Consider the following 5,948-nt stretch of genomic DNA (forward strand, 5'->3'; position numbering starts at 1 on the left):
CATGACGCCGCTGAAGCAGGCGTAGGACAACAACGCTCAAAATCGCCCAAATTACCAAAAAAGCGCTAAAAAGGTAGTCTATGGACTGCCTTTTTGCTTAGTTTTTGATGAAATTCTATACATTTGTTCATTATTTAAAGTGCGGAAAAATGTCAAAATGACTTGATTTTATGTGCGGAAAAATGTATTTTACATGGTGAAATATATGCGGAAAAATGTAAAATGAAGCGAATCGCCCTAGAAAATCTGCTTAAATGGAAAGAAAGCGCAAACCGGAAGCCCTTGATTCTTAACGGGGCGCGTCAAGTCGGCAAGACCTGGCTTTTGCGGGAATTTGCCAAGACGGCATATCAGAAAGAAGCCTATATCGTTTGCCGAAAAAATGAGTTGGTGAAACAGGTGTTCGCCCGCGATTTTGACATTAAACGAATCTTGCGCGATTTAAGGGCCTTAAGCAAGGTTGACATCACCCCCGGTGACACGTTGATTGTTTTGGACGAAGTTCAAGATGTTCCCGAAGCCATCGAGGCGCTTAAATATTTTTACGAGCAAGCGCCCGAATATCATATTGCCGTTGCGGGATCGTTGCTTGGAATTTCGCTCCATCAGGGAGTGTCGTTCCCTGTCGGAAAAGTGGACGAGCTAGACATTTTCCCGATGAATTTTATGGAATTCCTTGACGCCATCGGCGAACAGAACACTGCGGATCTCATTGCAAAAAGAGATTTTGCTAGCATTGCTCCGTTGCACGAAAAGTGCGTCGATTTGCTCAGGCAATACTACTATGTGGGCGGCATGCCCGAAGCAGTTAAACAGTATGCTGAAACCGGGGCTCTGCAGAGCGTGCGCGAAATACAGAAAAGCATCTTGCGTGGATATGAGCAGGATTTTTCAAAACATGCGCCCAAAGACCAGGTTGCAAAGATAAAGCTTGTTTGGAAAAGCGTTCCCTCGCAACTGTTCAAGGAAAACAAGAAGTTTATTTACGGGGCACTCCGCAAGGGCGCCCGTGCAACGCAATACGAAGAAGCTATCGAATGGCTTGTGGTTTCCGGCTTGCTTTACAAGGTGTCTCGCGTTTCTAAACCCGCTTTGCCATTAAGCATTTATGAAGAACTGAACATTTTCAAGTTATATGCATTGGATGTCGGTCTGTTGGGTGCGATGGCAAATACAGATTCTTCGCAGATTCTAATCAAGAGCGACCTGATTGCAGAATTCAATGGCGGACTTGCAGAACAGTTTATTTTGCAACAAATGAAAAGTAAACGGATTGAACCGATTTACTACCACTCGACGGACGATTCAAGGCTAGAATTAGATTTCCTGATACAGTCGGAAGGCCGCCTCTTGCCCATCGAAGTCAAGTCGGGAGAATCAGTGCGCTCCAACTCCCTTTCGGCGCTGCTGCAAAACACGCCAGGACTCCAGGCAATTCGCTACTCCATGCGCCCCTATAAGGAACAAGCGTCCTTGACTAATGTTCCGCTTTATGCAGTGTAAAAATGTTGACTTGAATAGTAAACAAAAATGCCCCTGCTCAGAGCTACTTGAGCGGGGGCACCTTTATTCCCAAAGAGACACAAAAGAGGGAATTGATTTTTTGATTCAACCTAACAAGCCTGAGTCCGAAAGCTATGGCGACATTCAGAATTAGACTTGTCTAACTAAAAGTTAGATAAAACTAACTGTAAAAACAAGGGTAAAATGGCGAAAATGATGTAAATTTTTCTTATAAAATTAGTCTAATCTAAATAAATACGAATTCGGTAATATTTTTAGCCTTGCCTAATTAGTTTTATTAAACTATATTAGCCGCGTCTAAATAAGGCTGGTTGAAATGGACCATACAAAACTGACTCAAAGCTTAGAAGATTACCTGGAAATGGTGCATATGCTGCGCCTGGCGAACGGGCTTGCCCGCGTCAAGGATATTGCGGCGGCTCTCGGCGTGAAAATGCCGTCGGTTGCAAAGGCCATGGTTGAACTCAAGAAGATGGGCCTTGTTAGGCAGGAACCCTACAGCGGTGTAGAACTCACCGAAGAGGGAGAGCGCGTTGCCGCCATGATTTTGAACCGTCATATTCTTCTGAAGGGATTCCTGATTAAGCTGGGCGTGTCCGAGGCGATTGCCGACAAGGATGCTTGCAGTATGGAGCACATTCTTTCTGCAGAAACTCTCGGTAAGATTGAAGATTTTGTGAAACCGTCGAATGCGATTGCCTCGGCAAAAGTTTCTTCGGTAAAAAAACTAAGGGTTGTCAAAAACACAAAGTAAACAGGAAGGCTCCGCTCAAGAGTTTTCCCGTTTTTATATGAGGATGATATGAGCTGTAATTGTGGTTGCGGCGGAAAGTCGCAAACGAAAAAGTGGAGTACCGAGCCCAAGTTCTCGGAACTCAAGAAGGGCGACAAGGTAGAGATCGTCGGTTATAACGAGGGCGATTCTGCTTATAAGTCCAAGTTGCTTTCGATGGGCCTTGTGCGTGGCGTTCAAATGGAAGTCTTGCAGGTGGCCCCCCTCGGCGATCCGATTGAAGTAAGCGTACTGTCTTACAGGCTCTCGCTCCGTAAAGAAGAAGCCAATGTTCTCAAGTTGAGGAGGGTATAATGGCTGCCAGAAAACTTTTGACGATTGCAATTGCCGGTAACCCGAACTGCGGTAAGACGGCTCTCTTTAACGCCCTTACGGGTGCACGCCAGCGTGTGGGTAACTGGCCTGGCGTGACGGTCGAAAAGAAGGAAGGTTACTTTGAACTGGGCGACCGCCAGATTCGCCTGGTGGACCTTCCGGGTACTTACGCTTTGTTCGCAAATGCCGAAGACGAACGCGCTGCTGTCGATTACTTGCTCAGCCGCGAAGCGAGCCTGATTATCAACATTGTCGATGCGACGAACCTGGAACGCAACCTGTTCCTTACGAGCCAGCTTGCCGACATGAAGATTCCGATGGTGATTGCCGTCAACATGATGGACATTGCCGAGAATCGCGGAATCCAGCTGGATCTCGACGAACTTTCTGATTTCTACGGCGTGCCGTGCATTCCGCTTTCTGCCGTGAGCGAAAAGAGTGTCACCAATTTCATTAGCCAGATGGGCCACGTGCTTGCGAGCCCGATGCCGCTCCCGAAGCAGATGGTTTACGGCGACAAGGTCGAAGAGGCCGTGAAGGTTTTGGAACCGAAGGTGGCACCGGTCGCAAAGCTTTTGGATGCGGACTCCCGTTGGGTTTCGCTCATGTACTTGGGCAACCAGAAGAGCTATGCAGACAAATTCGCCGAAGCGGGCGTAAAGCTCGACAAGGCCGATGTCGTGAAGATTCTGGGCGAAGAGCCGGAATTTGCGATGGCCGAAAACCGCTATTCCATTTCGCATAGCGTGGCGGGCAAGGCGATTGTTTCTGCGCGCGCCAAGAAGACATTCTCCGACAAGCTTGACGCAGTTCTTTTGAACCGCTGGGCGGCTCTCCCGATTTTCCTGGTCATCATGTATCTGGTGTTCTGGATTGCGGTGACGATCGGTTCTGCGTTCATTGATTTCTTTGACGTGCTGTTCGGTGCGATTTTTGTGGATGGCCTCGGCTACGTGCTGGGCGATGTACTCGGTTGCCCGTCGTTTGTCACGGCAATTCTCGCCGACGGTATCGGTGCCGGTATCCAGACGGTTTCGACCTTCATCCCGGTCATCTTCTTCATGTTCCTGTGCCTTTCGTTCTTGGAAGACTCGGGTTACATGGCCCGCGCGGCTTTCGTTGCAGACCGCTTCATGCGTTTCCTTGGGCTCCCGGGTCGTGCCTTCGTGCCGATGATGGTGGGCTTCGGTTGCGGCGTGCCGGGCATTATGGGCTCCCGCGTGCTGGAATCCAAGCGTGAACGTTTCCTCACCATCTTCTTGGTGCCGTTCATGAGCTGCGGCGCACGCCTCCCGGTGTACGCGCTTTTTGCGGCGGCATTCTTCGGCAAGATGGCGGGCACGGTGGTGTTCCTGCTTTACCTCGCCGGTGTGCTGTTCGCCATCGCTTACGGTTTGTTCCTGAAGAAGTCGCTTTTCCAGGGCCAGGCCAGCAACTTTGTGATGGAACTTCCGCCGTATCATTTGCCCAAGTTCAAGTCCCTGATGATTCACTGCTGGCAGCGCCTGCGTGACTACATCTGGCGCGCCGGTAAGGTGATTACGCTTGCCGTTGCAGTTCTTGGCTTCCTCAACAGCTTCGGCATTGTCGAGAAAATGTATGTCGATGTTGACGGCAAGACGACCGAAATCGTCCAGGCCGAAGATGGCTACCAGATGGTCAAGGAAAATGAAGAAGGCGAGGCTGAAAATGTTGCTCTCCCCGAAGGTTTCGTTGTTGACGAATCCAAGGTGGTGAAGTCAAACGAGTTCACTGCCGGTAACGGCGACTCCGAAAACAGCTTGCTTTCTACCATCGGTAAGGCGATTACGCCGGTGTTCGAACCCTTCGGTGTCGAAAAAGAAAACTGGCCCGCATCCGTGTCGCTGTTTACGGGCCTCTTGGCCAAGGAAGCCGTTATCGGTACCATGAACTCGCTCTATTCCATGGTGGGGGAGAATGCCGAGGCTCCTGCAGAAGAAAATAAGGCTGCGAAACCTACTGAAGAGCCGAAGGCAGAAGAGCCTGCTCCGGAACAAGTGGCGGTTGCTGACTCTGCCGCTGCGGATAGCGTGAAGGCTGATTCGACAGTCGCCGCTGTTGCTGACTCCGCTGCAACTGATAGCGCTGTGGTTGCCGATAGTGCCGCAGCACCTGCTGAATCCGCGGAAGCCGTTGCCAAGGCCGCTCCTGCCGAAGAAAAGGCCACGGAACCTGCTGCAGAAGAAAAGCCGCTTATCGTAGGCATCGACGAATGCCCCGCCGAAGAAGAGGAAGAAGGCGGCGCTCCCGATATCAAGGGCGCCGTGCTCGAAGCTCTCGGCTCGATTCCTGCTAACCTCGCCGAAGTCTTCGGTTCGCTTACCGACCCGCTGGGAACCACCGGTGAATTGGAAGGCCAGGAAGCAGCCGAACTCAAGAAGGAAACTCTGGACAAGATTACCGATGCCAAGGTGCTGACCTGCGAAGAATATGCAGCCATCGAAACCTTCGGCGAAGAAGAAGAGGACGAAAAGACCCGCGAAACCGTGTTCGCAAAGCTCGCTGCCGCAGGCCTCGAACTCTCCGAAGACGAAATGGGCGCTCTCGAAGAAGGCGACCTCTCCGAGACGATGGATATTTATGCGAACCTCCGCTCTTACTTCCACAATCCGGACAAGAACGGTAACCCGGTGGATGGCTTTAACTGGCAGGTGTTTGCGTTCCTCATCTTTATCTTGCTTTACGTGCCGTGCCTTGCCGCCATGGGCGTGGTTGCCCGTGAAATCGGCCTCGGTCTCGCCGTCCTCATGGCGACCGTGCAGACGCTCCTTGCCTGGGCGATTGCCGTGCTCCTCTACCAGGTTCCTGTTGGCGGAAACATGACATGGATTGTCGCCGCCATCGTGGTGCTCGTGGGTACGGGAATCTTCCTCAAGCTCTTCGGTATGAAGGCGAATAAAGAAAAGCGCTTCGAAGACTAACTTTTGGAATCAAGAATAGGGTTGGTAGGCCCAAATCCTGCCAGCCCTTTATTAAAAAGATTAAGTTAGCTTAGTCTAATAAGTGAAACTTATAACAAAAAAATCTCATAGGAGAATACCTTACAATGAAATCTCGTTCTAATCTCTTGTTCGGCCTTGCTGCCGCCTCCGTGTTTGCGATACCCGCATTCGCTCAGGAAGCTGCTCCTGCCGCCGAAGCCCCCGCTGCAGCGCCTGTTGCGGAAGCTCCTGCTGCAGCTCCCGTTGCTGCCCCTGCTGAAACTCAGGCCGCTCCGGCTCCTGCCCAGGAAGCCCCTGCCGCTGCTCCGGCTCAGGAAACTCCTGTCGCTGCCGCTCCTGCCGAAGAAAAAAAC

The 5,948-nt window shown here is 51.1% G+C and carries 5 protein-coding genes; all 5 read left to right on the forward strand.

Going from position 1 to position 5,948, the window contains the following annotated elements:
* The first annotated feature begins 222 nt into the window (after positions 1-222).
* Positions 223-1,503 carry an ATP-binding protein gene (locus Q0628_RS09760; RefSeq protein ID WP_298770539.1) on the forward strand — a complete coding sequence of 427 codons (1,281 nt, stop codon included), beginning with the start codon at positions 223-225 and terminating at the stop codon, positions 1,501-1,503.
* Between the two features lie 337 nt (positions 1,504-1,840).
* On the forward strand, positions 1,841-2,278 hold the full coding sequence (locus Q0628_RS09765; protein ID WP_072978751.1) for an iron dependent repressor, metal binding and dimerization domain protein: 438 nt from the start codon (positions 1,841-1,843) through the stop codon (positions 2,276-2,278).
* 48 nt (positions 2,279-2,326) lie between these two features.
* Positions 2,327-2,611, forward strand: a complete 285-nt coding sequence (locus Q0628_RS09770) for a FeoA family protein (RefSeq protein ID WP_072978750.1) — start codon at positions 2,327-2,329, stop codon at positions 2,609-2,611.
* On the forward strand, positions 2,611-5,574 hold the full coding sequence (gene feoB / locus Q0628_RS09775; RefSeq protein WP_298770542.1) for a ferrous iron transport protein B: 2,964 nt from the start codon (positions 2,611-2,613) through the stop codon (positions 5,572-5,574). Before Q0628_RS09770 ends, feoB begins: the two co-directional genes overlap by 1 nt.
* A gap of 125 nt (positions 5,575-5,699) precedes the next feature.
* On the forward strand, positions 5,700-5,948 hold a 249-nt coding region (locus Q0628_RS09780; RefSeq protein ID WP_298770544.1), incomplete at its 3' end, for a hypothetical protein.

Origin of the sequence: uncultured Fibrobacter sp. (genome assembly GCF_937877005.1) — a bacterium.
Lineage (GTDB): Bacteria > Fibrobacterota > Fibrobacteria > Fibrobacterales > Fibrobacteraceae > Fibrobacter.

Bases quoted from the DNA above. Each gene is read 5' to 3' on its own strand.
- Q0628_RS09760 (WP_298770539.1), top strand. From the start codon at position 223: ATGAAGCGAATCGCCCTAGAAAATCTGCTTAAATGGAAAGAAAGCGCA.
- Q0628_RS09765 (WP_072978751.1), top strand. From the start codon at position 1,841: ATGGACCATACAAAACTGACTCAAAGCTTAGAAGATTACCTGGAAATG.
- Q0628_RS09770 (WP_072978750.1), top strand. From the start codon at position 2,327: ATGAGCTGTAATTGTGGTTGCGGCGGAAAGTCGCAAACGAAAAAGTGG.
- feoB (WP_298770542.1), top strand. From the start codon at position 2,611: ATGGCTGCCAGAAAACTTTTGACGATTGCAATTGCCGGTAACCCGAAC.